General features: G+C 74.8%; 25 protein-coding genes. 20 read left to right on the forward strand and 5 right to left on the reverse strand.

Going from position 1 to position 26,952, the window contains the following annotated elements; genetic code table 11:
* The first annotated feature begins 39 nt into the window (after positions 1 to 39).
* The 19 genes from ACFVYX_RS22220 to ACFVYX_RS22310 all read left to right on the forward strand — a co-directional run bounded on the left by ACFVYX_RS22220 (position 40) and on the right by ACFVYX_RS22310 (position 21,279).
* A complete protein-coding gene (locus tag ACFVYX_RS22220; RefSeq protein WP_389683145.1) occupies positions 40 to 897 on the forward strand; it encodes an SDR family oxidoreductase in 858 nt (285 codons plus the stop codon).
* A gap of 144 nt (positions 898 to 1,041) precedes the next feature.
* Entirely contained in the window at positions 1,042 to 2,208 is a 1,167-nt protein-coding gene (locus ACFVYX_RS22225) for a glycosyltransferase (RefSeq protein WP_389683146.1), read from the forward strand.
* A 217-nt stretch (positions 2,209 to 2,425) separates the two neighbouring features.
* Positions 2,426 to 2,710, forward strand: coding sequence for a hypothetical protein (locus ACFVYX_RS22230; RefSeq protein ID WP_389683147.1), 285 nt, complete (start codon positions 2,426 to 2,428; stop codon positions 2,708 to 2,710).
* A gap of 219 nt (positions 2,711 to 2,929) precedes the next feature.
* A complete protein-coding gene (locus ACFVYX_RS22235; protein WP_389683148.1) occupies positions 2,930 to 3,604 on the forward strand; it encodes a phosphoribosyltransferase in 675 nt (224 codons plus the stop codon).
* 133 nt (positions 3,605 to 3,737) lie between these two features.
* Entirely contained in the window at positions 3,738 to 4,142 is a 405-nt protein-coding gene (locus ACFVYX_RS22240) for a ChaB family protein (RefSeq protein ID WP_389683149.1), read from the forward strand.
* Between the two features lie 87 nt (positions 4,143 to 4,229).
* A complete protein-coding gene (locus tag ACFVYX_RS22245; RefSeq protein ID WP_389683150.1) occupies positions 4,230 to 6,125 on the forward strand; it encodes a transketolase in 1,896 nt (631 codons plus the stop codon).
* A 320-nt stretch (positions 6,126 to 6,445) separates the two neighbouring features.
* Positions 6,446 to 8,134 (forward strand): carbamoyltransferase, encoded by a 1,689-nt coding sequence (locus ACFVYX_RS22250; RefSeq protein ID WP_389683151.1) that lies wholly within the window; start codon positions 6,446 to 6,448, stop codon positions 8,132 to 8,134.
* A complete protein-coding gene (locus ACFVYX_RS22255; RefSeq protein WP_389683152.1) occupies positions 8,131 to 9,198 on the forward strand; it encodes a glycosyltransferase family 2 protein in 1,068 nt (355 codons plus the stop codon). Before ACFVYX_RS22250 ends, ACFVYX_RS22255 begins: the two co-directional genes overlap by 4 nt.
* Complete coding sequence (locus ACFVYX_RS22260; protein ID WP_389683153.1) at positions 9,195 to 9,872, forward strand: D-glycero-alpha-D-manno-heptose-1,7-bisphosphate 7-phosphatase; 678 nt, start codon at positions 9,195 to 9,197, stop codon at positions 9,870 to 9,872. The genes ACFVYX_RS22255 and ACFVYX_RS22260 overlap by 4 nt, the downstream gene beginning before the upstream one ends.
* Positions 9,869 to 11,002 (forward strand): glycosyltransferase family 9 protein, encoded by a 1,134-nt coding sequence (locus ACFVYX_RS22265; RefSeq protein WP_389683154.1) that lies wholly within the window; start codon positions 9,869 to 9,871, stop codon positions 11,000 to 11,002. Before ACFVYX_RS22260 ends, ACFVYX_RS22265 begins: the two co-directional genes overlap by 4 nt.
* Positions 11,003 to 11,047: 45 nt before the next feature.
* Entirely contained in the window at positions 11,048 to 12,283 is a 1,236-nt protein-coding gene (locus ACFVYX_RS22270; RefSeq protein ID WP_389683155.1) for a glycosyltransferase, read from the forward strand.
* A gap of 37 nt (positions 12,284 to 12,320) precedes the next feature.
* Positions 12,321 to 13,505 (forward strand): alcohol dehydrogenase catalytic domain-containing protein, encoded by a 1,185-nt coding sequence (locus ACFVYX_RS22275; protein ID WP_389683156.1) that lies wholly within the window; start codon positions 12,321 to 12,323, stop codon positions 13,503 to 13,505.
* A 141-nt stretch (positions 13,506 to 13,646) separates the two neighbouring features.
* Complete coding sequence (locus ACFVYX_RS22280; protein WP_389683157.1) at positions 13,647 to 14,126, forward strand: hypothetical protein; 480 nt, start codon at positions 13,647 to 13,649, stop codon at positions 14,124 to 14,126.
* A gap of 459 nt (positions 14,127 to 14,585) precedes the next feature.
* Positions 14,586 to 15,548 (forward strand): NAD-dependent epimerase/dehydratase family protein, encoded by a 963-nt coding sequence (locus tag ACFVYX_RS22285; protein ID WP_389683158.1) that lies wholly within the window; start codon positions 14,586 to 14,588, stop codon positions 15,546 to 15,548.
* Positions 15,549 to 15,656: 108 nt separating this feature from the next.
* A complete protein-coding gene (locus ACFVYX_RS22290; protein ID WP_389683159.1) occupies positions 15,657 to 16,622 on the forward strand; it encodes a glycosyltransferase in 966 nt (321 codons plus the stop codon).
* The gene (locus ACFVYX_RS22295) at positions 16,619 to 17,980 is read left to right on the forward strand and encodes a glycosyltransferase (protein WP_389683160.1); all 1,362 of its coding nucleotides are present in this window, start codon (positions 16,619 to 16,621) and stop codon (positions 17,978 to 17,980) included. The genes ACFVYX_RS22290 and ACFVYX_RS22295 overlap by 4 nt, the downstream gene beginning before the upstream one ends.
* Before the next feature lie 61 nt (positions 17,981 to 18,041).
* Entirely contained in the window at positions 18,042 to 18,827 is a 786-nt protein-coding gene (locus ACFVYX_RS22300; RefSeq protein WP_389683161.1) for an SIS domain-containing protein, read from the forward strand.
* Positions 18,824 to 20,215 (forward strand): D-glycero-beta-D-manno-heptose 1-phosphate adenylyltransferase, encoded by a 1,392-nt coding sequence (gene rfaE2 / locus ACFVYX_RS22305; protein ID WP_389683162.1) that lies wholly within the window; start codon positions 18,824 to 18,826, stop codon positions 20,213 to 20,215. Before ACFVYX_RS22300 ends, rfaE2 begins: the two co-directional genes overlap by 4 nt.
* Positions 20,212 to 21,279 (forward strand): glycosyltransferase family 9 protein, encoded by a 1,068-nt coding sequence (locus tag ACFVYX_RS22310; protein WP_389683163.1) that lies wholly within the window; start codon positions 20,212 to 20,214, stop codon positions 21,277 to 21,279. Before rfaE2 ends, ACFVYX_RS22310 begins: the two co-directional genes overlap by 4 nt.
* A 50-nt stretch (positions 21,280 to 21,329) precedes the next feature.
* On the opposite strand, the gene ACFVYX_RS22315 is transcribed toward ACFVYX_RS22310, so the two are convergent.
* Complete coding sequence (locus tag ACFVYX_RS22315; protein WP_389683164.1) at positions 21,330 to 22,805, reverse strand: MFS transporter; 1,476 nt, start codon at positions 22,803 to 22,805, stop codon at positions 21,330 to 21,332.
* A 404-nt stretch (positions 22,806 to 23,209) separates the two neighbouring features.
* On the opposite strand from ACFVYX_RS22315, the gene ACFVYX_RS22320 reads away from it, so the two are divergent.
* Positions 23,210 to 23,956, forward strand: coding sequence for an SDR family oxidoreductase (locus ACFVYX_RS22320; RefSeq protein ID WP_389683165.1), 747 nt, complete (start codon positions 23,210 to 23,212; stop codon positions 23,954 to 23,956).
* Between the two features lie 54 nt (positions 23,957 to 24,010).
* Here ACFVYX_RS22320 and ACFVYX_RS22325 read toward each other — a convergent pair whose 3' ends face one another.
* From ACFVYX_RS22325 to ACFVYX_RS22340, 4 genes are all read right to left on the reverse strand, one after another.
* Positions 24,011 to 24,694, reverse strand: a complete 684-nt coding sequence (locus tag ACFVYX_RS22325) for a DUF6766 family protein (RefSeq protein WP_389683166.1) — start codon at positions 24,692 to 24,694, stop codon at positions 24,011 to 24,013.
* 81 nt (positions 24,695 to 24,775) lie between these two features.
* Entirely contained in the window at positions 24,776 to 25,177 is a 402-nt protein-coding gene (locus ACFVYX_RS22330) for a hypothetical protein (RefSeq protein WP_389683167.1), read from the reverse strand.
* A 254-nt stretch (positions 25,178 to 25,431) separates the two neighbouring features.
* Positions 25,432 to 26,610, reverse strand: coding sequence for a hypothetical protein (locus ACFVYX_RS22335; RefSeq protein WP_389683168.1), 1,179 nt, complete (start codon positions 26,608 to 26,610; stop codon positions 25,432 to 25,434).
* Between the two features lie 58 nt (positions 26,611 to 26,668).
* Positions 26,669 to 26,860 carry a hypothetical protein gene (locus ACFVYX_RS22340; RefSeq protein ID WP_389683169.1) on the reverse strand — a complete coding sequence of 64 codons (192 nt, stop codon included), beginning with the start codon at positions 26,858 to 26,860 and terminating at the stop codon, positions 26,669 to 26,671.
* Positions 26,861 to 26,952: the final 92 nt, after the last annotated feature.

Here is a 26,952-nt window from a genome sequence, read left to right on the forward strand (position 1 = left end):
CGCCTACAGAGACACGCGCACAGGAGGACAGGCACAGCCATGGACACGCACCACGGAGAGGCGGAGGCGGGCACCGGCTCGTCCGCCGTACCGGGCGGTCTCGCCTTCCGCCCCCTCACCGCCCTGGTCACCGGTGCGGACTCCGGCATCGGGCGGGCCGTCGCCGTCCGGCTCGCCGAGCAGGGCCTGGACGTCGGCATCACCTGGCACAGCGACGAGGAGGGCGCCCACGCCACCGCCGAGGAGGTGCGGGGGCACGGCCGCCGTGCCGTGGTGGAGCATCTGGATCTCACCCGGCTCCCGGAGGCGGCGGACGTCGTCGACCGGCTCGCGGACGCGCTCGGCAGGATCGACGTCCTCGTCAACAACGCCGGGACCGGCACCGCCACGGCCTTCCTCGATCTGGACCTGGCGACCGTCCGGGACGTCCTTGACGTGGACCTGGTGGGGCCGCTGCTCTGCTCCCAGCGAGCGGCCCGGCGCATGATCGCCCAGGGCGGCGGCGGCCGGATCGTGAACGTCACGTCCGTCCACGAGCACCAGCCGCGCGTCGGCGCGGGGCCGTACTGCGCGGCCAAGGGCGGCCTGGGGCTCCTGACCCAGGTCATGGCCCTGGAACTGGCCGAGCACGGCATCACGGTCAACGCCGTGGCCCCCGGCGAGATCGCCACGCCGATGACCGGACAGGAGGACACCGACGTACGGCGGGAGTCGCGGCCCGGCGTGCCGCTGGGGCGCCCGGGGGACGCGCGGGAGGTCGCCGCCGTGATCGCGTTCCTGGCCGGCCCCGACTCCTCGTACGTCACTGGCGCGTCCTGGGCCGTGGACGGCGGCATGCTGCGTATGGGTCCCATGGCCGGATCGCATCTGCGGGAGGACGACTGGCGGCGCCCCTGACCGGCCGCGGGAAGGGGGCGCCCGGGGCAGGGTCCGGGACGTGGCGCAGAATGGGCGGCTCGGACCGGAACACGTATCGAACAGGGGGGTCGCGGCGTGCGGGTGCTGTTGTCGACGTACGGATCGCGTGGAAGCGTCGAACCGATGGTGGGGCTCGCGGTGCGGTTGCGGGAGCTCGGTGCCGAGGTGCGGGTGTGCGCGCCGCCGGACGAGGAGTTCGGGAAGCTACTGGCCGGTGTCGGCGTGCCGATGGTGCCGGTGGGGCAGCCGGTGCGCCCCCTGGTCTCCTCGGTGAAGCCGGGGTCCGCGGTCGGCCTGGCCCAGCGGGCCGCCGATCTGATCGCCGCCCAGCTCGGCACGGTCGCCGCGGCCGCGGAGGGGTGCGACGCGATCGTGGCGACCGGCCCGCTGCCCGTCACGGCCGGCGCGCGGTCGGCGGCCGAGAAGCTGGGCATCCGCTATGTGCACGCGAGTCACCAGCCGGTCGTCCTGCCGTCGCCCTACCAGCCGCCGCCCGCGCGGCGGGGCAGGCCGCTGCCCCCGGGGGTGGACGACAACCGGGTGCTGTGGGAGCAGGACGCGCGGAACGCGAACGACATGTTCGGTGCGATGCTCAACGCGCATCGGGCGTCGGTCGGGCTGCCCCCCGTGGACGACGTCCGCGGCTACGCCTTCACCGACCGCCCGTGGCTGGCCACCGACCCGGTCCTGAGCCCGTGGCGGCCCACGGACCTCGGCGTGGTGCAGACCGGTGCCTGGCTCCGCTCGGACGAGCGGCCGCTGCCGCCGGAGCTGACGGCGTTCCTGGACGCCGGAGCGCCTCCGGTGTACGTGGGTTTCGGCAGCATGCCGCTGGACGCCTTGAAGAATGTCGCCCGGGTGGCCGTCGAGGCGATCCGCGCGCGGGGCCTTCGGGTGATCCTCTCCCGTGGCTGGGCGGGGATCGACCTCGCCGACGACCGGGACGACTGCCTCGCCGTCGACGAGGTGAACCATCAGAGGCTGTTCGCACGGGTGGCCGCCGTCGTGCACCACGGCAGCGCGGGTACCACGACGACGGCCGCGCGGGCGGGGGCGCCCCAGGTGGTGGTGGCGCAGGGCGCGGATCAGCCGTACTGGGCGGAGAGGGTGGCCGAGTTGGGTGTCGGCGTGGCGCACGACGGCCCGATGCCGACCGTCGCGTCCCTGTCGGCCGCGCTCGGGACGGCGCTGGACACCGGGACCCGGGCACGGGCGACCGCCGTGGCCGGTACGGTCCGCACGGACGGGGCGACGGTGGCCGCGCGCCTGCTCCTCGACGCGGCGGGCTGAGACAGGGGCCGCGGCTTATTTCGACCGGGGTCGAAGGCGCACAAGAGCGGCGAGCTCGCGCCACTCCCGCTCCGGCAGCGTGGTCGGATCAGCGCTCAGTACCTGCAGACAGACGTGGTCCGCTCCGGCGTCGAAGTGTTCCTGGACACGGCGGCGGATCGCCTCCACGTCTCCGTACGCGACGATCGCGTCCACCAGTCGGCGGCTCGGCCCGCCGATGATGTCCGGGTCGCCGAAGCCCAGCCTCCGGATGTTCGCCTGCTGGTGCGGTGCCGCCGCGACATATCCGGCGACGTGCGTCCTGGAGGCGGCGAGCGGTCTGCTCAGCCGGGCACAGGAGCGGGGAACGGCGCGCGCCGACCTGACCGTCGGCGAGCTCGTTCAGCTCGTCATCGGCATCGCGCTCTCCACGGCCGGCGACGGGCACGCGGAGCCGCGGCCCCACCGGCTGCTGGATCTGGTACTCGACGCGGTCCACGGGAGCCCCCGCCGAAACGCCTGACTCGGCCCTGTGACCACCACCCGCGGCGGGAGGCCCGGCGCCCCGGTCCGGGGCGGGCTTGCGCCCGGGTCTCGAAAGCCGGGGCACCCCGGGTCTCGAAAGCCGGGTCCCGTCGTCGATTTCCGGCGCCGAAGCGGGTAGTCGCCCGTTCGGCCGGGCTTTCGGCGGTGTGCGTCCTGGCGGTGGCGCCCGGCCCCACGGACGGAAGGATGATCTCCGATGCGGTTCCACGATCATCGACAGGCCGGACGGGAACTGGCCGACCGGCTCGTCGAGCGGGCGGGCCACGGCGATCTCGTCGATCCCCTCGTCCTCGCTCTGCCGCGCGGTGGGGTGCCGGTCGCGGCGGAGGTCGCACGGGCACTCGGCACCACGATGGACGTGCTGGTGGCACGCAAGATCGGCATGCCGGACCGGCCGGAGGTCGGTGTCGGGGCCGTCGTGGACGAGGACCCGCCCGTGTTCGACGAGGACAGCCTGGCCATGCTCGGGATGAGCGAGGACGAGTTCGCCTCCGAGGTCGCACGCCAGCGCGCCGAGCTGCACCGCCGCGAGGATCTGTACCGGCAGGGCAGGCCCGCGCCGGCGACGGCGGGCCGGACCGTCGTCCTCGTCGACGACGGGCTCGCCACGGGCGTGACCGCGCGTGCGGCCCTCCGCCATCTCCGTGGCACGCGCCCGGCCCGGCTGATCCTCGCCGTGCCGGTCTGCTCACCGGAGGCCCACGCCGCCATGCTCCGGGAGGCCGACGAGGTCTTCTGTCTGCACCGGCCGGAATCCTTCCGGTCGGTCGGCCAGTGGTACGAGGAGTTTCCCCAGATCACCGACAACCAGGTGATCTCCACCCTGCGCACCCCACGGATCAGCCCCGCCGGGCCGGCCGGACCGCGCTGACGTTCACCGACGGGGGCAGCGTCGAGGCGATCCGGTCGCCGGTACGGGCGCCCTGTTTGCGGCACGGTCGCGGGGGCACCGCTGGGAGTGGTGCGCCCGCACCGCCGTGTCCGTCCGTCACCGGAGGTGACCCATGCCAGGGCGAGAGGAGCTTCCTTCGACGCTGGAGCGTTCCCCCGAGCAGGCGCGGCGTACCTGGATCGAGGCCCACGACTCGGCCGTGGAGCAGTACGGGGAGGGCGAGCGGGCCCACCGGGTGGCCTTCAGCGCGCTCAAGCACTCGTACGAGAAGGTCGGCGACCACTGGGAGCGCAAGGAGCACGGCCGGAGGGGGCCCTCCGACCCCCGCGCCAGGACGCCCAGGGAGCGGCCGGCCCGCAGCGGTGAGGGCGTCGACGAGCAGGCCACCAAGGAGCATCTGTACGAGTTGGCCCGGCGTCTGGACATCCCCGGCCGTTCACGGATGAGCAGGCCCGAGCTCTTGGAAGCGATACGCAAGGAGAACCGTTCGAGGACGCGCGAAGCCCGTTCCCGGTAGCGGTCGGCGCGTTCCGGACCGCCGTGCGCCGGTGTGCCTCCTTCGCGACGGTACGGGCCCTCGGACCCAGGTGAAAGGACCTCCGTCATGACCGCGTCCGCCACGACCACCGCGCTCGGCCCCGACAGCGATCTCGCCCAGGTGTTCGAGCTCGCGCAGCAGCTCCGGGTGGACTCCGTGCGGGCCAGCACGGCCGCGGGGTCCGGGCATCCCACGTCCAGTCTGTCCGCGGCCGACCTGATGGCGGTCCTGATGACCCGCCACCTGCGGTACGACTGGGACGCGCCCGACAACCCGGCGGCCGACCACCTCGTCTTCTCGAAGGGGCACGCCTCGCCGCTGCTGTACGCGATGTTCAAGGCGGCCGGCGCGATCGGGGACGACGAGCTGATGACGACCTACCGCCGCTTCGGCCACCGTCTGCAGGGCCACCCCACGCCCGTACTGCCCTGGGTGGACGTGGCGACCGGCTCGCTCGGCCAGGGCGTGGCGTACGGCGTCGGGATCGCGCTGGCGGGCCGGGAGCTGGAGAAGCGCGACTACCGGGTGTGGGTGCTGTGCGGCGACAGCGAGATGACCGAGGGCTCCGTGTGGGAGGCCCTCGACAAGGCGGGGCACCACCGGCTGGCGGGCTTCACCGCACTCGTCGACGTGAACCGCCTCGGTCAGTGCGGTCCCACCGAGCTGGAGTGGGACACGGACGCGTACGCCCGCCGGGTGGAGGCGTTCGGGTGCCGGGCACTCGTCGTCGACGGCCATGACCTCGAAGCGATCGACGGGGCTCTGACCACCGCCGCGGACGGGCGGGCGCCCACGGTCGTCGTCGCGAGGACCGTCAAGGGGCGGGGCGTCGCCGAGGTCGCCGACAAGAACGGCTGGCACGGCAAGCCGCTGCCCGACGACATGGCGGAACGAGCCGTCTCCGCACTCGGCGGCGTACGCGATCTGAGGGTGCGCGGCCCCCGGCCGCCCGCCACCCCGCCCACCGTCGTGCCCACCGGCGGCACGGAGGGCCGGGGCGTCGAGCCCCCTCCCCCGCCCCGCTTCGAGGTCGGCGAAAAGGTCGCCACCCGCGTCGCCTACGGCAGCGCTCTCGTCGCCCTTGGCGCTCGCCCCGACGTCGTCGTCCTGGACGCCGAGGTCGGCAACTCCACGCACACCGAGGACTTCCGGGACGCCCACCCCGAGCGGTTCTTCCAGACCTACATCGCCGAGCAGCAGATGATCGCCGATGCCGTCGGGATGGCCGTGCGCGGCTTCCGTCCGTACGCCACGACCTTCGCCGCCTTCCTGACGCGCGCGCACGACTTCATCCGCATGGCCGCCGTCTCACAGGTCAGCATGGCCCTGTGCGGCACGCACTGCGGCGTCGAGATCGGCGCGGACGGCCCCTCGCAGATGGGGCTCGAAGACCTGGCCATGATGCGGGCCGTCCTCGGCTCCACCGTTCTCTACCCCAGCGACGCGACCTCGGCGGCGGCCCTGACCGTCGCCATGGCCGATCTCGACGGCATCTCCTATCTGCGCACCACCCGTGGCGCCCACCCCGTGCTCTATCCGGAGGGCGAGACGTTCCCCGTGGGGGGCGCGAAGGTCCTCCGCCGGAGCGAGCACGACGAAATCACCCTCGTCGGCGCCGGTGTCACCCTCCACGAGTGCCTCGCCGCAGCCGAGCGACTGGCCGGCGACGGCGTGCACGCGCGCGTGGTCGACCTGTACTCCGTCAAGCCCGTCGACACGGAGGTCCTCGCCCGCGCCGCGGAGGAGACCGGTGCTCTCGTCGTCGTCGAGGACCACCGGCCCCAGGGCGGGATCGGTGAAGCCGTGCTCTCCGCCCTCGCCGCGGCCGGGCAGCGGCCCGCCTTCGCCCACCTCGCCGTGACCGGTCTGCCCGGCTCCGGCACCACCGACGAGCTCCTCGGCGCCGCCGGGATCTCGCGCGGGCATGTCGTCAGGGCCGCTCACCGGCTCGTCGGACGGTAGCCCCCTCGGCTCGTCCGGCCGGGGCCCCCTCCCCGTGTTCCGGTGCCGCTGCCCGGCAGGGAGGGGAAGCATCCGGGCAGCGGCACCGGGCTGCTGCCCCGACACCGCGCACCCATGCCTCATCGTTTCTCCGGAAATCTCCGTATTCGGTGAGTAGCGCTGCTCGGTAGGGGTAACCGCCCGACCGGACTCCAGCGGGACACTCCGGGACATGCGGCCCGGCCCGGAAAACCGCCCGGCGTGCGCCCCCGGTCCCTCCCCCGACCTCTCGCTCCCGCGTACCGGGACAAGCCCGCCCGCCGACACCGGAAAGGTCTCCCATGCGTGTTCTCGGCGTCAACGCCCTCTTCCACGACCCCGCCGCCGCCCTGGTCGTCGACGGCATCACCGTCGCCGCGGCCGAGGAGGAACGGTTCTCGCGCCGCAAGCACGGCAAGCGGCCGGTGCCGTTCTCGGCCTGGGAGCTGCCCGAGCAGGCCGCGCGATGGTGCCTGGACCTGGCCGGGCTGCGCCCCGGGGACCTGGACCTGGTCGCCTACTCGTACGACCCCGCTCTGGCCCGTCCCGCCGCGGACATGGGCCTCGACGACCCCTGGGACAGCCTGCGTCAGGCGTACGCCCGGCACGCCCCCGGGTTCCTGGCGACCGCGCTGCCCGGCCTCGATCCGGCGCGCGTCCGGTTCGTCGGTCACCACATGGCGCACGCCGCGTCCGGCGCGTTCGGTGCCGAGGCGGCCGAGAGCTCGTCGGTCCTGGTGCTCGACGGACGTGGCGAATCGGCCTCCCACCTGGCCGCGCGACGGCTCGGCGACCGCCTCGAACCCCTGCGTGCCCAGGCCCTGCCCGATTCGCTGGGGCTCGTCTACGAGGAGCTGACCGAGCACCTCGGCTTCCTGCGGTCGTCCGACGAGTTCAAGGTGATGGCGCTCGCCTCGCACGGGACGCCCCGGATGCTCGGTGAGCTCCGGCGGTACGTCCACCCGACCGGCGACGGCGGGTTCGTGGCGCATGGCGTGCCCTGGGGGGAGCTGTGTCCGCCCCGGAGGGCCGACGAGCCGTGGACCGGCGCGCACGCCGACGTGGCCGCAAGTACCCAGGCGGTGCTGGAGGAGACGCTGCTCGACCTGGTGCGATGGCTGCACGGGAGGACCCACGACGAGGTGCTCACCCTGGCCGGCGGCGTCGCCCTGAACTGCGTGGCGAATTCACGTATCGCCCGGGAAGGCCCGTTCTCCCGCGTCTGGGTGCAGCCGGCCGCCGGTGACGCCGGTACGGCCCTGGGCGCCGCGCTGCTGCTCGCGGCGGAGGCGGGCGAGGACCCGGCCCCGATGCCCGGCGCCGCGCTCGGCAGGGAATGGACGGACGCCGAGCTCGCGGGTCGGCTGAAGACGGCGGCCGTTCCCTTCGAACGTCCTCCCGACATCGCCGTCACCGTGGCGGAGACCCTGGCCGCGAACGGGGTCGTGGCCTGGTTCCAGGGGCGTTCCGAGTACGGTCCGAGAGCCCTCGGCCACCGTTCGCTGCTCGCGCACCCGGGGCACGCGGGGAACCTGGAACGGCTCAACGACATCAAGGGGCGCGAGCAGTTCCGGCCGGTCGCGCCGATGGTGCTGACGGAACGGTCCGCGGAGATTTTCGACGGCCCGCTGCCGAGCCCGTACATGCTGTTCGTCCACGGCGTGGCCCCGGCCTGGCGTGAGCGGATCCCGGCGGTCGTGCACGTCGACGGCACCGCCCGGATCCAGACGGTGGACCGGCTGCTCGAGCCGCTGGTGGCGCGGATGCTGGAGGAGTTCGAGCGGCGGACCGGGCTGCCCGTCGTGGTCAACACCAGCCTCAACACGGCGGGCCGGCCGATGGTGGACGATCCCAGGGACGCGCTGGAGTGCTTCGGTTCGACCCCGGTGGACCTGCTGGCGATCGGCCCGTTCGCGGTCCGCAGGGCCGACCTGTTCCAGGCGGGCCGCCAGGACTGGAACGCCGGGACCGGCGAGGGCGGCGTCCGGTGAACGGCCGCGCACCGGCCCCGCGTTACGCGGTGGTCATCCCGACCACCGGGCGCCCCAGCCTCACCCGCTGCCTGGAGGCCCTCGCGGGGGCGGCCGGCCCTCCGCCGTCCAGGGTGGTCATCGTCCACGACCGGCCGGGCAGTGGCGGAGCCGTGCCCGAGCTGTCCGTGCCCGAGGCGCTGCGCCCGGTCACCACGGTCGTGGCGGGGCGGGCCCGGGGCCCGGCCGCCGCACGGAACACCGGCGCCCGCCGGGTCGGAAAGGTGCCCTGGGTCGTCTTCCTCGACGACGACGTCGTGCCGTCCGCCACCTGGGGCGAGGATCTCGCCCGTGACCTGGCGGCGGCCTCCGCCCGTACGGCCGCCGTGGCGGCCCGTATCGAGGTGCCGCTGCCCGCCGGGCGGAGGCCGACCGACGGGGAGCGCAACACCGCCGCCCTTGCGACGGCCCGCTGGATCACCGCCGACATGGCCGTCAGACGACAGGCCCTGAACGCCGCCGGAGGCTTCGACGAACGTTTCCGCCGCGCCTTCCGTGAGGACGCGGACCTCGCCCTCCGGCTGCTCGCCGGCGGCTGGGAGCTGGCGCAGGGCGCGCGGCTCACCGCCCATCCCCCGCGTCAGGCCGACCGCTGGATCTCGGTCCGCCAGCAGGCGGGGAACGGCGACGACGTCCTGATGGGCCGCCTCCACGGTCCGCACTGGCGTGACCCGGCAGGAGCGCCCCGTGGCCGGCTGCCCCGCCACAGGGCCGTCACGGTCGCCGCCTGCGCCGCCGTGGCCTGCGCCCTGGCCGGGCGGCCACGGGCCGCCGCGCTCTGCGGGGCCCTCTGGTTCGCCGGTACGGCGGAGTTCACCGTCGCCCGCGTGCTGCCCGGCCCGCGTACCCGCGCCGAGATCGTCGACATGGTCCTGACCAGTGTCGTCATTCCGCCGGTCGCCACCTGGCACTGGCTGCGCGGGTCCGTGGCGCACCGAGCGGCGCGCCCCCGTGGCCCCGCCCGTCCACCGGTCGTGCCGGTCGGGCTGCCACGTCCCAGCGAGCGGCCGGAGGCGGTCTCATGAGCCCCGGGCGGCCCCTGCCGCCGACGGCCCGTACGGGTACGCCGGTCGGAGGCGGGCCGGTCGGGGGCCCCTGGGTGTCCACCGGCCCCCGGGCCGGTGCGGTCGGGCGCGGCACCCGGGCGACGGGTCCCGACGCCGTGCTGTTCGACCGGGACGGCACGCTCGTCGTGGACGTGCCGTACAACGGGGATCCGCGCCGGGTGCTCCTCCGGCCGGGGGCCGAGGAGGCGGTGGCGCTGCTGCGGTCGTTGGGGATCGCCGTCGGCGTGGTCAGCAACCAGTCCGGGGTGGCGCGCGGCCTGCTGACACCGGGTCAGGTGACGGCGGTACGCCGACGGGTGGACCGGCTCCTGGGGCCGTTCGCGGTGTGGGCGGTGTGCCCGCACGGTCCCGACGACGGCTGCGGCTGCCGGAAGCCCGCACCGGGACTCGTCCTCGCCGCCTGTGACCGGCTGGAGGTACGCCCCTCGCGTTCCGTCGTGATCGGGGACATCGGCAGCGACATGGAGGCCGCCCGCTCGGCGGGGGCCCTGGGCGTCCTCGTCCCGACGGAGGCGACGCTCGCCGCCGAGATCGCCTCGGCCCCCCGAACGGCGCCGGACCTCCTCGCGGCCGTACGGATCACCCTCGCCACGCGGTTCACGGACGCGGGAGCCACGGACGGTGGCCCGTGAGAGCCGCCCCGCGCACGCTCGTCGTGCGTCTCGACAGCGTCGGCGACGTCCTCCTGGCCGGGCCGGCCGCCCGGGCCGTCGCGGCGGGGTCCTCGTGGACGGCGATGCTCTGCGGCCCGGCGGGCGTCCCCGCCGGGCGGCTGCTGCCCGGCGTGGACGAGGTGCTGGAGCACGAGGCACCGTGGGTGGGTCTCGATCCGCCGCCGGTCTCGCCCGAGGCCAGCCGCGCACTGATCGACGCGGTGGCCGCGCGCCGCTTCGACCGGGCGCTGATCCTCGTCTCGTACCACCAGAGCCCGCTGCCCGCCGCGCTGCTGCTCCGCCTCGCGGGCGTTCCGTGGATCGGAGCCGACAGCGAGGACTACCCCGGGGCGCTGCTCGACCTGCGGCACCGCCGCGGTGACGGGCGGCACGAGGCGGAGGCGGCGCTCGACCTGGCACGAGCGGCGGGCTTCGGCCTGCCGCCGGGGGACGACGCCGGGCTCCGGGTCACACACCCGCCGGACACGGCGGGGCTGACCGGCGCCGGGCCGTACGTCGTGGTGCATCCCGGGGCCGCGGTGCCCGCGCGGGCGTGGAGCCCCGAACGGGCGGCGCGGGCCGTGGCGGCCCTGCACGAGGCCGGGCACCGGGTGGTGGTGACGGGGGCCCCGGCGGATCGCGCGCTGACGGCCCGCGTGGCGGGCCGCCACGGACTGGACCTCGGGGGCGCGACGGTCGGCCTCGATGCCCTGGCGGGCGTCCTCGCGCGGGCCGGCGCGGTGGTCGCGGGGAACACGGGTCCCGCGCATCTGGCCGCCGCCGTGCGGACCCCTGTGGTGTGCCTCTTCGCGCCGGTCGTGCCGGCCGGGCGCTGGCGTCCGTACGGCGTCCGGCACGTGCTGCTCGGCGACCAGCACGCGCCGTGCGCGATGACGCGGGCGCGTGTCTGCCCCGTACCGGGACATCCCTGCCTCGACGGGGTGCGGGACGACGACGTGGTGGACGCGGTGGCCTCGCTCGTGGGGTCCCCGGGCCGCGCCGCCGGACGAGGTGGACCGGAGCCGGTCCGCGCCCCGGACGGCGCCGGGCCGCGTCGCCCCGAGCCGACGCGCGACGCGCACCACGCGGGAGGGGGCGTCCGTCTGTGAACAACCCGCTCCTCGAACACCCCTCTCCTCCCCGGAGGCCCGCTCATGTCTTCCCCCACCCCGCACCCCCTCTCCATCGCGTTGGTCTCGGAGCACGCGAGCCCGCTCGCCACGCTCGGCGGCGTCGACGCGGGAGGCCAGAACGTGCACGTGGCCCAGCTCGCGGGGGCGCTCGCCGACCGGGGACACCGCGTGACGGTGTACACCCGGCGCGACGACGCCACGCTGCCGACGGTCGCCCCGCTGCGCGACGGGGTCCGGGTCCACCACGTCCCGGCCGGTCCGCCGGAGCGGCTGCCGAAGGACGAACTCCTGCCGCACATGCGGGCGTTCAGCCGCTGTCTGGCCGAGCAGTGGCAGACGGACGCGCCCGACGTGGTCCATTCGCACTTCTGGATGTCGGGGCTCGCGACGCTGTGGGCCACGCGAGGATCACCGGTCCCGTTCCTGCACACGTATCACGCGTTGGGCACCGTGAAGCGGCGTCATCAGGGCGCGGCCGACACGAGTCCGCCGACGCGCGTCGCGTACGAGACCGAGGTCGGCATGGGCTGCGACCGCGTGCTGGCCACCTGCCGGGACGAGGTCGAGGAGCTGGCCGCGATGGGTACTCCCCGCGCGAAGTGCGACATCGTGCCCTGTGGTGTCGATCCGGCCGCCTTCCGGCCCGACGGACCGGCCGTGGCCCGTGGTCCGCACCGCTACCGGCTGCTGCACCTGGGGCGTCTCGTGCCCCGCAAGGGCGCGGCGGTCTCGGTGGCGGCGCTCGGCAGGCTGCCCGACACCGAGCTCGTGGTGGCGGGCGGGCCGCCGCCCGGTGAGGTGGACGCGGATCCCGAGGTCCGGCGTCTGCGGGCCGCCGCCGACGAAGCCGGTGTGGCGGACCGCGTACGGTTCACCGGCGCCGTGCCGCCCGCGCTGGTCCCGCCGCTCATGCGGGGCGCCGACGTCGTGCTGTGCCCGGCGGACTACGAACCGTTCGGCATCGTGCCGCTCGAGGCCATGTCCTGCGGCCGGCCCCTGGTGGCGAGCGCCGTGGGAGGCCAGCTGGACTCGGTCGCCGACGGCGTGAACGGGCGGCTGGTCCCACCGGGGAACCCGCCCCTCCTGGCGGCCGCGGTACGGCTTCTGCTCGCCGATCCGGCCCTGCGCGCGGAGTACGGGCGGGCCGGGCGGCGGCGCGTACTCGAACGGTTCACCTGGTCGCGTGTCGCGGCCGCGACGGAGGAGTCCTACCGGGCGGTCATCGCCGCCCGCGTACCGATGGCCGCGACGCCGTGAGGCACCCGGCGCGGTGGGAGACGGGAAGGTGGCAGCGATGAAGGCGCTCACGTGGCAGGGCCGGCGGAAGGTCTCGGTGGAGACGGTGCCGGACCCGGTGATCCAGGAACCCACCGACGTGATCGTGCGGATCACGTCGACCGGCCTGTGCGGGTCCGACCTCCATCTGTACGAGGTGCTGGGGCCGTTCCTCGATCCGGGGGACGTGCTCGGGCACGAGCCGATGGGTGTCGTCGAGGAGGTGGGTTCCGAGGTGAGCCGGCTCCGGCCGGGCAGCCGTGTCGTGGTGCCGTTCAACGTCTCGTGCGGCACATGCGCGATGTGCGCGCGGGGGCTGCACTCCCAGTGCGAGACGACGCAGGTGCACGCGTACCACTCGGGCGCGGCGCTGTTCGGGTACACCAAGCTGTACGGGCAGGTGCCGGGCGGTCAGGCCGAGTACCTGCGGGTCCCTTTCGGGAACAGCCTCCCGATCCCGGTGCCGGAGGGGCCGCCGGACGACCGTTTCGTCTACCTCTCGGACGTGCTGCCCACGGCGTGGCAGGCCGTCCAGTACGCGGAGGTGCCGCCCGGCGGTTCGGTCGCGGTGCTGGGCCTCGGGCCGATCGGGGACATGGCGTGCCGGATCGCGCTCCTGCGGGGCGCGGACCTCGTCATCGGCGTCGATCCCGTGCGTGAGCGGCTCGATCGCGCGGCGGCCCGCGGCGTGCACACCCTGGACCCGTCCGAGGCCGGTGGCGAACTGGTCGACCGGGTACGGGACCTGACGAACGGCCGGGGGCCGGACGCGGTCATCGACGCGGTCGGCATGGAGGCCCACGGGGCCCCGGTCGCCAAGGGCCTCCAGACGCTGGTCGGCCATCTGCCCGACGCCGTCGCCGCGCCCCTGATGCGCCGCTACGGCGTCGACCGGCTCTCCGCGCTGCACCTGGCGGTCGAGCTGGTCCGCCGTGGCGGCACGGTGTCGCTGGCCGGGGTGTACGGAGGCGCGGCCGACCCGATGCCGCTCCTCGCCATGTTCGACAAGCAGATCCGGCTCCACATGGGGCAGGCGAACGTCCTGCGCTGGGTCGAGGATCTGCGGCCCCTGCTCACCGACGACGACCCGCTGGGCGTGGACGACTTCGCCACGCACCGCCTTCCGCTCTCCGGGGCGCCGGACGCCTACGAGATGTTCCAGGCCAAACGGGACGGGGCCGTGAAGATCCTGTTCAGGCCGTGAGGCCGCGGTGCGACCGCGCGGCGGCCCGCGCGAACGCCCGGGAAGCAACCGCTCCGCGGGCGAGTGCGGGCCTCCCCAACGGGTACCCGCCGCGGCGAGACGACCGCGCACGAGAGGTGCCTACCGAGGAGGTGGTGCGTGATGTCCCCCAGCACCGTACGAAGGACCGCGGGCCGGTGGCACCGGACGGCGCCGGGCGTCCTGGTGGCCGCGAGCGCGGCGGCCGTGCTCGCCCTGGCCGGCTGCTCGGACGGAGACGGCGGGGACGGCGCCGCCGACGACCGGGCGGACGCCAACGCGGCCGTCTGCGAGGAGCTGTCCGGCCTCCAGGGCCACAGCAGCGAGATGCGGAACGTGGACACGTCCGAGACCGTCCAGGGCATCCAGGACATCAGGGCCGACATGACCGACGACATGGGCGGCATCCGGGACGCCGCCGAGGAGGCGGGGGTGAACACCGACGCGCTCCAGGCCGCCTTCCGGGAGCTGGACGTCAGCATGGACCGCCTGGACCGGAACATGAACGCCCCGGCCGCGCTCGACCAGGTCCGCCCGCACCTGGACAAGCTGGACAAGGAGATCATGAACACGGAGGATCTGGCCGGCTGTGTCCGGGAATGAGACTCCGACGATGATGCCCCGGACCGGGACGCCCCGCCGGTCGTGAGCGGGGGCGGGACCGCCCGACGGCTCACGTGCACCGGCGTCGCACACCCCTGACGAGCGCGTTTCGCTCGTCAGGGGTGCTTCCGTCACGTTCTGCGGCAAGCCGGGCAAACGAAGGGAACGGAGTATCGGCCGCTTCGGTGAGGCATGGCCCGGCGCGCTGTGGGTATCGGCAGGAGGCGTCAGGAGACGTAGCTCACCGTGAGCGGTCTCCGTGAGGACGCCATCGACCGCACGCGAGCCGCGTGAGCACTCCGCCCGCACTCCATACGGGCGACCGTCCGGCCCGGAGCCGGACCGCGCGACGCTCGTCGTTCCGGGTCGGTCGGTGCGCCGTTCCGGGCCGCGGGGCCGTCGTCCCCCGGCTTCCCCGGACGCGGCGATCCCTCCCCGCTCCCCCTCGGAGGAGACACCATGGCAACGTCATTTCCGCGCCGTCCGCAGCACGCGGTCGTCACCGGCGGCGCCGGCTTCGTCGGTTCCCATCTGTGCGCCGCGCTGCTCGACTCGGGTGCGACGGTGACCTGTGTCGACGACTTCAGCACCGGACGCGTGGCGAACATCGCCGGCTTCCTCCCCCACGGCGGCTTCCGCCTGCACGAGGCGAACGTCTCGGAGCCGTTCCGGGTCGACCCGCCGCCCGATCTCGTCCTGCACTTCGCGTCCCCCGCCTCGCCCGCCGACTATCTGCGGCTTCCCCTGCACACCCTGGAGGCGGGCAGCCTGGGCACCCGTAACGCCCTGGCGCTCGCCCGCGCCGCGCGGGCCCGCTTCGTGCTGGCGTCGACGTCGGAGGTGTACGGCGATCCGCGGGAACACCCGCAGAGCGAGCGCTACTGGGGCAACGTGAACCCGGTGGGCCCGCGCAGCGTCTACGACGAGGCGAAGCGTTTCGGGGAGGCGCTGACGACGGCGGAGGCCTCGGAGCACGGCACCGACACCTGCGTCGTACGCCTCTTCAACACGTACGGGCCGCGGATGCGCGGATACGACGGCCGCGCCGTCCCCACCTTCATCCGCCAGGCGCTCGCGGGAGAGTCACTGACGGTCACGGGCGACGGGCTGCAGACCCGGTCCCTGTGTTACGTCGACGACACCGTGCGCGGCATTCTCGCGGCCGCTGCGCACGGGATGAGCGGGCCGGTGAACCTCGGCAACCCGACCGAGATCACCATGCTGGATCTGGCCCGCTGGATCGTGGAGCTGACCGGGTCCCGCTCGGAGGTCCGGTTCATCGAGCGTCCCACGGACGACCCGGCGGTCCGCTGCCCCGACATCACCCTGGCCCGGGACAAGCTCCAGTGGGAGCCGCTGATCCCGGCCGAGGAGGGGCTGCGGCGCACGATCGCGTGGTTCCGGGACACGCAGGACGGCTGAGCCGGCGGCCGGACCGTACAGGAACGCGCGGTATCTCACGGATCATCTCTGTTCCGCACTCTTCTTCCGCACCCGAGCATCCCACCCGAGGTTCCCGAGGAGCGCCGCATGAACATTCTTCTGTGGCATGTACACGGTTCCTGGACCACCGCCTTCGTGCAGGGTCCGCACACCTATCTGGTTCCCGTCACCCCGGACCGGGGGCCGGACGGGCGTGGCCGCGCCGAGACGTTCACCTGGCCGTCCTCGGTGCGGGAGGTGACCCCGGCGGAGCTCGCGGAGGCCCCGGTCGACCTCGTCGTGCTCCAGCGTCCGCACGAGGAGGAGCTCGCCGCCCGCCTGCTTGGCGGCCGCCGGCCCGGCCGTGACGTCCCCGCCGTCTACCTGGAGCACAACACGCCACGCGGGGACGTCCCCGACACCCGCCATCCGGTGGCGGACCGGCCGGATCTGACCCTGGTGCACGTCACCCATTTCAACCGGCTCTTCTGGGACAACGGTTCCACCCCCACCGCCGTCATCGAGCACGGCATCGTCGACCCCGGCCACCTGTACACCGGTCGGCTGCCCCGCGCGGCGGTGGTCGTCAACGAACCTGTGCGGCGCCGTCGTCACGTCGGTACGGATCTGCTCCCCGGCCTTGCGGAGGCGGCGCCGCTCGACGTCTTCGGGATGCGGACGGAAGGTCTCGCCGAGGAGCTCGGGCTGTCCGCCGACCGGTGCCGGTCGGCGGACCTGCCCCAGAGCCGGCTGCACGCCGCCATGGCCGAACGGCGCCTCTATCTGCACCCGGTGCGGTGGACGTCGCTCGGTCTCTCCCTCCTTGAGGCGATGCACCTGGGGATGCCCGTGGTGGTCCTCGCCACGACGGAGGCGGTGGAGGCCGTCCCGGCCGGGGCCGGCGTCCTGTCCACCCGTCCGGAGGAGCTGGCGCGGGCCGCCCGGCGCTATCTCGCCGACCCGGAGGCCGCGGCACGGGACGGCGCCCGCGCCCGGCAGGCGGCGCTCGAAAGGTACGGCCTCAAACGCTTCCTGGACGACTGGGAGCGGCTCATCGCGGAGGTGCGGTCATGACGTCATCGTTCTCGTCCTCGTTCTCGTCCCCGTCGTCGTCCTTTCCTGACGGCCGTCCCCTGGAGCTGGCCCTCGTCTCCGAGCACGCGAGCCCGCTCGCGACCCTGGGCGGGGTCGACGCCGGTGGCCAGAACGTGCATGTCGCGCAGCTCGCGGGGGCGCTCGCCGACCGGGGTCACCGGGTGACCGTGTACACCCGGTGCGACGACCCCGGCCTCCCGGTCCGGATGCCGCTGCGCCCCGGGGTGACGGTGCACCACGTCCCCGCGGGCCCGCCCGAGCCGGTACCGAAGGACGAACTCCTGCCGTACATGGAGGAGTTCGCCCGCCATCTGATCGCCCAGTGGCGGTCCCGTCCTCCGGGTGCCGCCGGGGACACCGCTCCTGACCTGGTGCACGCGCACTTCTGGATGTCGGGGCTCGCGTCTCTGTGGGCGACCCGCGAGACGGGCCTGCCGCTGCTGCAGACCTACCACGCCCTCGGCACGGTGAAGCGCCGGCACCAGGGCGACGCGGACACCAGCCCCGCGGGGCGCGTCGGCTGCGAGACGGACGTGGGGCGGGGGTGCGACCGGGTGATCGCCACCTGCCGGGACGAGGTGGACGAGCTCGCCGCCATGGGCGTCGACCGCCGCAAGGTGGACGTCGTGCCCTGCGGAGTCGACCCGGAGGTGTTCCGGCCGGACGGACCGGCGGCGCCCCGGGGCCCGTACACGTACCGCCTGCTGCATCTGGGCCGGCTGGTGCCGCGCAAGGGCGCCGCGGTCGCCGTCACGGCGCTGCGGCGGCTGCCGGACACGGAGCTCGTGGTGGTGGGCGGACCGCCCGCCGACCGTGCCGGCGGCGACCCCGAGGTACGGCGGCTGCGCGCCCTGGCCAGGGAGGCGGGGGTGGGTGAGCGCGTGCGTCTGCTGGGCGGCGTGCCGGCCGCCGCGGTGCCCGCCCTGATGCGGGGCGCGGACGTGGTGCTCTGCCCGGCGGACTACGAGCCCTTCGGCATCGTCCCGCTGGAGGCCATGGCCTGTGGGCGTCCGCTCGTCGCCTCCGCCGTGGGCGGTCAGCTGGACAGCGTCGCCGACGGCGTCAACGGGCGCCTCGTACCGCCCCGGGACCCGGAGGCGCTCGCGGCGGCGGTGGCGGAACTGCTGGCCTCGGCCGAACTCCGCGCGGTGTACGGAGCCGCGGGACGGCGGCGGGTCCTCGAACGGTTCTGCTGGACGAGGGTGGCCGCCGCCACGGCGGCGTCCTACCTCAGCGTGCTCGGCGGCCGCGCCGGGCAGGCCGCCCGGACCCCCGGCGACCGCCACGCCGACCGGAGCCCTGTGGGCCCGGCGGGCCGTACCCCCACGGGCGTCTGACCCGTCCCGAAGCCGGAAGGAGGTGGGCCGGGCCGTCCACCGGACGCCCGACCCGCGCACCATGAGCGAATCACCCACGTACGAGAGCGCCGAGCGCCACTGCCGGTCGCTCCAGCTCGCCCTGGAACAGCTCCACGGCCACGGTCTCGAACGCCTGGAGCGATGGGGCGGCCGGCTCGCCGAAGTGCTGCCCCCGGGCGCCCGGCTGCTCGCCGCGGGCAACGGCGGCAGCGCCGCGCAGGCCCAGCATCTGACCGCCGAACTCGTCGGGCGCTATCTGCGCGAGCGGCCCGCCTACTCGGCGATCTCCCTGCACGCCGAGACGTCGAGCGTCACCGCGATCGGGAACGACTACGGCTTCGAGCAGGTCTTCGCCCGTCAGGTCTCCGCCCACGGCCGCGCCGGGGACGTGCTGCTGCTGCTCTCGACGTCCGGTCGCAGCGCCAATCTGCTCTCCGCGGCGATGACGGCACGTTCCGCCGGCATCGCCGTCTGGGCGCTGACCGGTCCGTCGCCGAACCCCCTGGCCGAGGCCGCCGACGACGCGCTGTGTGTGGACGCGGACACGACGGCGACCGTCCAGGAGGTCCATCTCGTGGCGGTCCATCTGCTCTGCGAGTTCTTCGACGCGGCGGTCGCCGACGGTGCGGGCGCCCAGGGCCGGCCGGCCGGCGCCCGAGCCGGCGGGGAGACCGCAGGACGCGGGGCCCGTACGAGGACCGGGGCGGACGCCGGACACGCGGCGGGCCCCGCCGTGCCGACGGGCGTACCGGCGCGGCCCTCGGTCAACGGGGCGCCGCATCCGGCGCCGCTGCCCGCGTTCCATGCCCTGAGGAGGTCCTCGTGACCACGACAGGACCGCTCGTCGTCGTAGGAGACCTCCTCCTCGACCGGGACATCGTGGGTGACGCCACCCGCCTGGCCCCCGACGCTCCCGTGCCCGTGGTGGACGTCGGGGAGGAGCGCTCGCGGCCGGGTGGCGCCGGGCTCGCCGCCCTCCTTGCCGCGCGGCACCGCTCCGACGTCGTCCTCGTAGCCGCCCTCGGCGACGACGAGGCCGGCGCGGCCGCCCGCCGGCTCCTCGGTGACCGGGTGGACCTCGCACCGGTCCCGCTGGCCGGGACACTGCCGGTCAAGACCCGGGTCCTCGCGGGCGGGCGTCCCGTCGTGCGGTTCGACCAGGGTGGCGGCATCCCGGGACGCCCGGACGCGCGGACCCTGGCCGCGCTCGCCGGGGCCGGCGCCGTGCTGGTCGCGGATTACGGGCGGGGGACGGCGGACTCCCTGCGGCCCGCGCTCGCGGCGGCCGCCCAGCGGGTGCCCGTCGTCTGGGACCCGCATCCCCGGGGCGGCCCGCCGGTGGCGGGGACGCGCCTCGCCACCCCGAACGCCGCCGAGGCGTGCGGCCCGGACGATCGGCGGACCTCTCTGCGGGCGCACGCGGAGCGCGGCGCCGAGCTCGCGGCCCGCTGGGGCGCGGGTTGTGTGGCCGTCACGCTCGGCGAGCGGGGCGCGCTCCTCACCCGGCCGGGTGGTACGGCTCCGGTACTCGTCCCCGCGCCCTACCACGCCGAAGGCGACCCCTGCGGGGCCGGTGACTGTTTCGCGGCGACGGCGGCGACGGCCCTCGCGGCCGGGGCCCTGCCGGAGGAGGCCGTGGAACGGGCGGTGGCCGAGGCGGCGGCGTTCGTCCGGGCGGGCGGCGCGGGGAACCGGTTCCTGTGGGAGGGGGCGCCTCCCGCCGAGGAGGTGGAGCCGGCGCCGAGGGACGCCTTCGAACTCTCCCGCCGGGTCCACGCCCGCGGGGGGACGGTCGTCGCGACCGGTGGCTGCTTCGATCTGCTGCACGCGGGCCATGTGGGGCTTCTGGAGAACGCCGGGCGGATCGGCGACTGCCTGATCGTCTGCGTCAACTCCGACACCTCCCTGGCACGGCTCAAGGGCCCCGGCCGGCCGCTGAACCCGCTGTCGGACCGGATGAGGGTCCTCTCCGCCCTGGGCAGCGTCGACGCGGTCGTCGCCTTCGACGAGGACACCCCCGTACGTCTCCTCGAATCGCTCCGCCCCGACGTGTGGGTCAAGGGCGGCGACTACCGGGCCGACGACCTGCCGGAGGCGCGGGTGCTGCGGTCCTGGGGTGGCCAGGCTGTGGCCCTGCCCTATCTCGACGGTCACTCCACGACGACCCTGGCCCACCGCGCCGCCCGCTCGCTCCCGGCCCGGGAGGCGGCGTGACCGGCCCCCGCGCGGGCGGGGAAGCCGGTGGCGGGCGGGCGCCGGCGGGCCGCGCGCGGCCCACGGTCCTGGTGCTGCGCGCGCTGGGGCTCGGGGACGCGCTGACGGGGCTGCCGGCGCTGCGGGCGCTGCGCCGGGGGCTGCCCGGCCACGAGATCGTGCTCGCCGCGCCGGCCGGTCTCGCGCCGGTCGTGCGGGCGACGGGTGCCGTGGACCGGCTGCTGATCACCCGCGCCCCCGGCCGTGAGGTTCCTGCCGTGCTGCCGTGGGCGGGGCGCCCGCCGGAACTCGCCGTCGACCTGCACGGCAGGGGGCCCCTCAGTCACCGGCTGCTCGTCCGCCTCGCGCCCGGCCGGATCTGGGCGTTCCGCCATCCGGAGGTTCCGGAGGTCACCGGGCCGGAGTGGGAGGCCGGGGAACACGAGCGGGACCGCTGGTGCCGCCTGCTGCGCTGGTACGGCCTCGACGCGGACCCGGGAGACGTGCGGCTGCCGCCGCCCCCACGGCCCTCCCCCGCGCCGGACGCCGTGGTGCTCCATCCGGGGGCGGACGCGCCCGCGCGCCGCTGGCCCCCCGACCGGTTCGCGGCCGTCGCGCGGGCCCTGCGCGGCGCGCGGCTGCGGGTCGTGGTGACGGCGGGCCCCGGCGAGGAGGCGTACGCCCGTGAGGTGGCCCGGCGGGCGGGGCTGCCGCCGGGATCGGTGCGCGGCGGACGGCGGGGGGTCCCCTTTGGCGAGCTGTGCGCGCTCGTCGCGGGTGCGCGCTGCGTGGTGGTGGGCGACACGGGTCTGGCGCATCTCGCCACGGCGTTCGGCACGCCCTCGGTGGTGTTGTTCGGCCCGGTGTCGCCGCTTCTGTGGGGGCCGCCGGCCGAGGGACCGCACCGGGCGCTGTGGCATCCGGCCGCGGGCGACGGCGAGGCTCTGAGGCCCGGCGACGCCCATGGCACGGCGCCCGACCCGCGTCTGCTGCGGGTGACGGTGGACGAGGTGCTCACGGCCGTGGGCGACGTGGCCGGAGGCTCCGCTCCGGAGTCCCCCGCGGCCTTGGGGAACGCCCCGTGAGCCGCCTCGGGCCGGAGCTCCGTGGCTCGGGAGCCGGGACGGCGTCGGGGTCAGACGGCGGTGCCGAGCTCCGCACGGCCGGCTGCCCCGGTGGCGGGGGCCGTCAGGGCCTCGGGCACACGGGCCGCCGGAACCAGGGGCCGTACGGCGGAGGGCGCGACGGCCGGAGCCGGGTGCCCCTTGATGGCGTCCGGATCCGGGAGGTCCATGACGGCGACCGGTTCGGTGGCGGGGACCGGAGCCGGGAGGCTCTTGACGGCGACCGGGGAGACCGCGACCACCAGCGATCCGGTCTCCCGGACGCCGGAGGCCGACGGGCCCTCGGCCCGCGCCGTACGGCGGGCGTGGGTGAGCAGGCCCGAGGCGACGACGGCCGACACCAGCAGGCCGCCCGCCACCAGGGCTCCACGGGCCCCGAGCAGTTCCATGAGCAGGCCGAGGGTCGGGGGCGCGGCGAGCCCCCAGAGCGTCCGGATGCTGCTCCAGGCGCCGAGGACCCGGCCGCGCAGGGCGGGCGGGGGGTCGGTCTGCAGGACAGTGTTCTGGGCGGTGTCGGCGACCGACTCGGCGACCGCCATGGGCAGGACGAGGACGAGCAGGACCGCGACCGAGGGCGCCAGGCCCGCGAGGACCTGGAGCAGCGCACCGGCGAGGGTCAGCAGCGCCACGAGCCGTACGGCGGGGCGGCGCAGCCGGGCGCCGAGCACCGCACCGAGGATGCCTCCGACGGCGAGCACGGTGGAGACCGTGCTGAAGGTGCCCGCGTCGCCGGCGAGCGGGCCGGTGACGAGCACCACGAGGGTCAGCGAGTAGTTGCGCCCGAAGAGGGCGCTGACGCCGTTGAGGCCGGCGAGGGCGACGAGACGCGGGCGCCGGGCGAAGAAGGTGAGGCCCTCGCGTACGCCGGTGCCCGTGGATTCGGGTGCCTCCGGCGTACCTCCGACAGCCTTCTCGGCACCGGCGACGCGCGCCGCGGCCGTGCGGGCCGGCTTGAGGAAGGGGATGACGCAGGCGACGAAGAGGAAGGAGAGCCCGTTGACGCCGTAGGCGGCGCCCGTGCCGAGGACCGAGACCGTCACGCCGGCCAGCGCGGCGCCCGCGAGCCGTCCGCCGCTGTGGGCGAGGGAGCCGATGCCGATGGCGGAGGGGACGTCGTCGGTCTCGACGAGATCGTTGCCGAGCAGCGCGCAGGCGGGGCCGTCCACGGTGGCGATGATCCCGGTGAGGGCGGCGAGCGCCATCAGGAGCGGCAGGTCGAGGCGGTCGGTCGCCACGAGCACGGCGGTGACGACGGCCACGACGGCGAGGAGGACCTGCCCGGCGGCGGCCGTCAGCTTCCGGGGCCAGCGGTCCACGGCCGCTCCGCCGAGCGCCCCCATGAGCAGGCCGGGCGCGGCCTGGACGGACATGGAGAGGCCGGTGGCGGCTGCGGAGCCGGTGATCTGGAGCACCAGCAGGTTCTGGACGGTGAGCTGCATCCAGGTGCCGGCGTTGGAGACGAAGTTGGCGACGGCCCACCAGCGCATGCTGCGATGACGCAGCGCTCGCCAGGGGGAACGGTCGGCGGACGAGACCTTCGAGGGGGCGCGGGTGAGCCCGCGAGCAGAGAAAAGAGGCACAGGAGGGATACCGGGGAAGAGCGCGGCGGCGCGGACGGTGGGGTCGGAGGGGGCCCTGCGAGGCCTCCGCGCGCCGGAAGGGTGATGCGCGAGGGCGGGGATGCTGTGGCTGTTCTGGCCCGGCGCCCATCGTGGCAGACGGTTCCCGGGAAGAGGGGGGAGCAGTGCGCCGAGGCGCGCGCCAGGAGCCCCGGAATCTTCCAACTCCTCTGCCAGGAAGCCTGTTTGGACTTCTGGTGTGCTTGCTCACACGCGGCGAGGAGGGCACCCGCACAGGGTCGGACAGTGGCACGGCAACGGAAGGGGACATCATGAACAGCGGGGTACAGGTCGGACTCGAAGGCAGGCGGGCCCTGGTCACCGGCGGCGGCCGGGGGCTCGGCGCCGCGATCGTGCGGAGGCTCGCCCGCTCCGGTGCCGAGGTGATCGTCGCCGATGTGCGCGAGGACCTCGCCAAGGAGCTGTGCGAGAGCCTGACCGGCGAGGGGTGCCGGGCCTTTCCCGTCGTCCTGGACGTACGGGACGCGGAGGCGGTGGCCGAGGTCTTCCGGGACCTGGACGAGACGGGGCAGCCCGTGGACATCCTGGTCAACAACGCGGCGGTCGACGTCACGAAGGCGGTGAAGGAGCTGACGGCCGAGGAGATGACCCGGGTCGTCACCACGAACCTGCTCGCCCCGATGTACCTGTGCCGGGAGGGTTACCGGCGCATGATGGCGCGGGGCGGCGGCCACATCGTGAACATCCTCTCCACGGCGGCGCTGCGGACCTGGACGGAGGCGGGCCCGTACGCGGCCGCCAAGACGGGACTGCGGGCCTTCACCCACACCCTCTTCAAGGAGGCGCAGCGGGACTGCCCGGGCATCGGCGTGACGGGTGTCGTCGCGGGCGGCATGGAGACGCCGTTCATCATGGACCGCTTCCCCGACACGGACGTGGCCGTCCTGCAGAGTCCGGAGATCGTGGCAGACACCGTGATGTACGCCCTGTCGGTGCCGCCCGGCAGCGCGCTCGCCGAGCTCGTCGTCGTACCGCGCCGGGAGACGTCCTGGCCCTGAGAACCGGCCGAGGACGGTGGAGGGCCGGGCAGAGGACGGTGGAGGGCGCGTGGGTCAGCCCTCCACCCCGGTCGCACTGTGGGCGGCGCCCACCGGCTTGGACTCCGGGGAGCCGCGCTGCCTCAGGTAGACGGCGAGGATGACCATGGAGGCGACGGCGAGCAGCTCGGACTGCCAGTTCTGGAGCGTGCGGTTCCAGAACTCGGCGGAGCGGACGTACGTGCTCCAGCCGACCGGGTCCTGGAGCTGGCGGAGCTGGTCCTCGTTGAAGGTGACCACACCGGTGACGGACTGGGCCAGCCAGGACATCAGGAAGATCAGGCACATGACGATGCCGAGGGAGTTCGAGTAGAGGGTCTGCCGCAGTCCGCCGGCGGAGGCCGAGCGGGGCGACTCGGGGGTGGCGTACGCGCCGGTCTTCTGCTGCTCGTCCGTCTCCCGGCCGATCCGGTCGAGCGGCTTGGACTCCGGCGAACCGCGCTGCACCAGCCAGACGGTGCCGAACACGAAGAGGAAGAACTGCAGGAACTCCGACTGCCAGTTCTCGGTGACGTCCACCATGAAGTCGGAGGTCAGCACGTACGCGCCACACCCCATCGGGTGCAGGTCGGCCGCGGTGAGAACCGTGTTGAGCTCCGCGCACCCGGCGAAGGCCTGGCCGACGAGCGTGAGCAGGAACGCCGTGCCGAAGGCGAGGGTCAGACCGTTCCGGCGGAGGAACCGCGCGGCGCCGCTCATCGCTGGGTCAGCCCCGTCGTGACGGCGAGCGCGAGGCCCGCGGAGACCAGTACCAGACAGAGCACGAACAGCAGACGCATCTCAGCCCCCCTTCACTTCGCACCGGGCCGGGTGCCCCGGCCTCGGCGTGCAGCCGGCCGCCGTCACCTTCCAGCCGTCCGGGAAGGAGGCGAGGAAGACGCTGTCGTGCGCGAACACGACCCGGGCCTGCTCCCCGTAGACGTCGGTGGCGATCGGTTCGCCGGCGGCGGTCGCGGGGCCGAGGCCGGCCAGGACGGTGGGGCAAGGCCCGTCCTCCTCCACCTCCTCACGGGTGCCGGGCGCCAGCGCCTCGCACGCGCGCCCGGCGTCGGCGCCACGCAGCGCCGCCCCGAAGTCCACGGCCGCCGACCGTGCGGCGTCCTGTCTCTGTTCGACGTCACCGCATCCGGCAAGCCCGAGACCCAGGGCGCTCATCAGGAGGAGAGCGGTGGTGGCACGCATGGGACGAGGATGACCCGTCGGGTGGCGGCCACCCCCCGATCAGGTGGTCTGACACGCGCGGGGTTGACCCATGCGGCGTACGCGCCGCGTGAGGACACGTGTCGGGCGGGGTGGGACGGGGCGTCGCGGAAGGCCGTCGACCCGCCAGGGCCGGATCATCGGCCTCGGGACCCGACCCGAACCCCCCGGTCACCTGCGGAGGACGGGCTTCGCGGACTGCCGCGAACCCCGTCCTCCACCGCCGGGGGCGGCGGTCAGGGCGTGGCCGCCGGAGAGGACGGCCGGCCCGGAGTCCAGCGCAGCACCGCACCGAGCCCGCCGGCCGGCCCCCGCATGTCCTCGGGGATCACGAGCACCTCGGAGTCAGCGGCCACACAGGCACGCAGCAGGGCGTCGTCGGCGCGGGCCTCCTCGGGCCCGCCGTAGCCCCAGCTCCTGGCCTCGGTGCGACCGAGGGCGATGTCGGCCGCGCCGGAGCCCACCCACACGGACCGCCCCGCGTCGGAGGCCGCGCGGCCGAGCAGCAGGGTGGCCACCTGGTGTCCTCTGGCGGCCTCCACCACCGCCGGTACGCCTTCGGCGGCGGGGCCGGGGCCGGTGTCGACGGTCGCCTCACGGTGCTCGCCGGGCCGACCGCGACCCGCGCGGAAGGCATCCAGCGCGCGTTCCACCCGTTCGCGGGCGAACCGCGCGCGTGCCTCCTCGATCTGGCGGGCGAAGTGCTCGGACGACGCCCCGGGGGCCCGGCTGCCGTGGTCCACCTCCACGGCGACGCTCCTCAGCGCCTGCGGAAGCCGTTCCCGTACCGCCTTTCGTTCCCGTGCGTCCCCGGCCAGGACGAGCAGCGTCCCGCCGTCCTGCGGGCAGCGCCGCGCGAGTTCGGCGGCGATGATCTCGGCCGTCTCCTCCCACGCGTCCTCGACCTTGTTGCTGTAGTGCCACTCGTACCGGTCCTGGGGCATGCTGCGGTGGCCACGCCCCTGCCACTCCTCCCCCTCGACCTGCCCGACGTGCTCCCTGCCCAGGGGTCCCCACATCTCCAGATCGGCCCCCGTACGGTCGATCAGGGCCACCTGGCATCGCGGTTCGTCGTCGCGCAGGAACATCAGCGGGGCGATGTGCGGCAGGCTCGACCAGGTCACCTCGGCGGCGGGCGGGGCCGCCGCGAGGGGGAGGTCGAGCACGACTTCCCCGGCGGTCGCGAAGAGGGCCCGCCCCGGCGGGGCCCCGGAGGCGGGAGCGGCGCGCAGCTGCTGGGCGAGCACGCCGATCGTGGCCGGATCGACGCCCGCGTCGACGAGTTCCCCGAGGACGGCACGGTCACGCAGTTTCTGGATCTGCGCCGCGTCCTCGGTGGCCCTGCTCGTCTCGATGAAGACGGAGGCCCAGGGGCCGGGCCGTTCGAGGAGCGGTTTGAGGAAATCGAGGTCCATGGTGTCCACCAGAAATGTCGGAACGGACAGAGCGCCTCACCGGAGTCTTCGCCCGGCGTCACATTCCGTGGCGCCCCTTCATCTCCTGCTTCTCGTCCTCCTCCTTCCCGCGCTCGCCCTCCGCCTGGGAAGGGGTGGTCTGCCGCATCGCGTCGTCGCCGTCCCCCTGGAGTTGCTCCTGCCGGGCACGATCGGCGTCGCGCTGCGCCTGACGCTGTCTCGCCGACTCGTCCTTGTCGCGCGCGTTCATGGGGTTCCTCCGCGTCGTCAGGGTCGTCAGGGTCTTGAGGGTCTTGAGGGTCTTCAGGGGCGAGTGCCCCCGCCGGGGCCCGGCATGCGGTT

It is taken from the genome of Streptomyces sp. NPDC058326, from assembly GCF_042879855.1.
Lineage (GTDB): Bacteria > Actinomycetota > Actinomycetes > Streptomycetales > Streptomycetaceae > Streptomyces.